Source organism: bacterium, from assembly GCA_023135785.1.
Taxonomy (GTDB): domain Bacteria; phylum CAIJMQ01; class CAIJMQ01; order CAIJMQ01; family CAIJMQ01; genus CAZNJA01.
On record JAGLSL010000098.1, the window covers coordinates 1 to 2,653 of the forward strand.

The following is a 2,653-nucleotide window of genomic DNA, read 5'->3' on the forward strand; positions in this document are numbered from 1 at the left end:
TGTCGTTCTAATTTCCAATTTCTCTTTATCTATGAATGGTTCATCCCATATCTGCGTAACAATATAACCCTTTTGCGCATAAAAATTTTTGAGGATTCCGATATCTTCCGGCACGCTGTATGGATTATATGGGTCGCCTTCTTTAATACGGAGTTTATTTAATAATACTTCGGTTTCAAACAGGGTGTTCCCCGTAATATTGACTTCCCTAACCGTATAAAGCTCTCCTTCGACAATCTCTATGGTAATAAAAAGAAGCCTGCCTTCATGTGTATAGTTTAAATCATAATTTACTATTTCCGCATCTAAATAACCAAATGACCGGCAAACGGCAGTTATCATTTCAATATCTCTCTCAAACTCTTCTTTGCCAAAAATACCTCTTCTAAAAAATTGGGCTGTTTTCGTTTCCATTCTCGCCCGTATTTGCTTTTCTGGAACATTTTTATTGCCCAATATTTTAATTTCTTTTACCCGAGTTCTTGGACCTTCTTCAATATTAAGAACAATATCAACTCTTTTCTCTTCTTCCCTTGTTTTTATCTCAGGCGTAATCTGGGTTTTATAGTATCCCTTCTTTTCGTATAATTCTATTATTCTTTTGATATCTTCGTCTAAGTTCTTTTCCCCAAAGATATCACCAGCCGAAATAGCCATAACTCTCTCTATTTCTTCCTCTTTAATCTCACGATTTCCTGTAAGTTCAATTTTCTCCACATAAGGTTTCTCTACAACTGTGTATATAACCTTAATGCCTCCCTCAAAAGGAGTAGATGCAACCGATATATTAGAAAAATAACCAAGCGCATAAATATTCTTTATATCTTCAGATATGATTTTGTCGGAAAGAACTTCTTCTTCTCTTGTCTGTATCCTGGAAATAATTATCATTGTGGAAATTCTTTTGTTTCCCGAAACTTCTATTCTTTTTACTGTGGGAACAATTTCTTTTTCCGGCAAACCAACCCGCTCTGACTGGGCAGGAGCAAGCGAGGATGAATTTTCAATTCCCGTCTCAAGATTATCCTGTTCCAAGACAAAAGGTAATTCATCTGAATTTTCGGCTGCCATTGGAAAAGAAGAAAAAATTGTTAGCAATAGTACGAGTATCAAAATAGCAGAGCTGTAAAAAAGCGATTTTTTAACGATTTTATTTTTCATTTGCGATTTTAACCTTTATTTATATTAGAATTTTTTCGTTCAATCCCTACTACCGGATCCTGGCGGGTAGAACTAACAGATTTAATATAGAACAACTTAAAAATTTTGAGCAATACCTGCTTTAAATTCTTTCTGTGAACCACCATGTCTACCATTCCGTGTTCCAGTAAAAACTCCGCTTTTTGAAACTTATCCGGTAATTTTTGTCTAACGGTTTGTTCAATTACTCTTGGGCCCGCAAAACCGATTAAAGCTCCCTGTTCGGCAATAATTATGTCCGCTAAAAAAGCAAAAGAAGCAGAAACACCTCCCGTAGTAGGGTCGGTTAAAACAGAGATATAGGGTAATGCCTTTTTACTATAAAAACTAAGCGCTGCGGACGTTTTTGCCATTTGCATAAGAGATAAAATTCCTTCCTGCATTCTTGCGCCTCCGGATGCAGAAACAATTACCAATGGGAGTTTCTTTTCTCCTGCCGCTTCTATTAAGCGACAGATTTTTTCGCCGACAACAGAAGCCATACTCCCACCCAAAAACGGGAAGTCGAAAAACCCGACAGCCACTTTATATGTCCCTATTACCCCCTCCCCCGTGATGACAGCTTCTTTTAGACCTGTCTTTTCTTGCGCTTCTTTAATTCTCTGTGGATATTTTTTGCTGTCTTCAAACTTTAGTGGGTCAACCGATTCAAGATTGGCATCCAATTCCTCAAAGGTGTCGTCTTCTAATAATTGAGATAATCTTTCTTTTGCAGATAATCGAAAATGGTAGCCACATTTTGGACAAACCTTAAAGTTTTTTATCAATTGCTCCGTATAAAGAATTCTTGAGCAAGCAAGACATTTTGACCAAAGCCCTTCAGGTATGCCTTTTCTCTTTTTAGGTTTTAATATATATTCTACGCTTCTCTTCCATGCCATATTATTCCCTCGCTTACGTCCGATAGCAACGAGTAGCAAGAGAGCAGAGAAAAGATTCCCCTATACTTGCCTGTCCCGTTGTGAACAAAATAACCTTATATGACCACTTTCCATTCTCTGCTTATTTGACAAAGCAGTTTACTAAAGGACGAAAGCTATTGTCAAATACCTTGAGCTAACATCCGCACACGACAACCATTTATTTTCTTTTTCAAAAATATTAAATACCGACGATTTTATTCTAAAATTTTAGCGTTAAAAGCCCACTGCTTCTTTTATTATCTTTTTTACCATATTTTTCGCGAAATTGCTTCTTGTTTTATGCCCGCCTTGATGAGCAGGCGAGGCAGGTTGAGGTAAAACTAAAATAGCAAGCGGGAAGCTTTTAATAATTTTTAAGAACAACTTCTGATTTGTCTGGGCTATATTTTCGGCAATAATAACCATCTCATAGCCTTGGGCGCTTAAATTTTTAATTAAATCCTCAGCTTCTTCCAGGTTTTTGCAGTCAAAGAGCTTAAATCCAAGTGATATTAACGGCAAAAGTTCTTTTTTATTCCCCAAAGCCGCTA

At 36.8% G+C, this 2,653-nt stretch carries 3 protein-coding genes; all 3 read right to left on the reverse strand.

The genetic code is table 11. The features are described from left to right. Window positions 1–1,161 (reverse strand): hypothetical protein (locus tag KAS42_06475; GenBank protein ID MCK4905864.1); only part of this gene is annotated, 1,161 nt, incomplete at its 3' end. Window positions 1,162–1,169: 8 nt separating this feature from the next. Continuing rightward, a complete protein-coding gene (locus tag KAS42_06480; protein MCK4905865.1) occupies window positions 1,170–2,081 on the reverse strand; it encodes an acetyl-CoA carboxylase carboxyltransferase subunit beta in 912 nt (303 codons plus the stop codon). Between the two features lie 255 nt (window positions 2,082–2,336). Continuing rightward, the coding region (locus KAS42_06485; GenBank protein ID MCK4905866.1) for a hypothetical protein at window positions 2,337–2,653 on the reverse strand (317 nt) is incomplete at its 5' end.

Excerpts from the sequence above, each read along its gene's own strand:
- KAS42_06480 (MCK4905865.1), bottom strand. The coding sequence starts at position 2,081 with ATGGCATGGAAGAGAAGCGTAGAATATATATTAAAACCTAAAAAGAGA.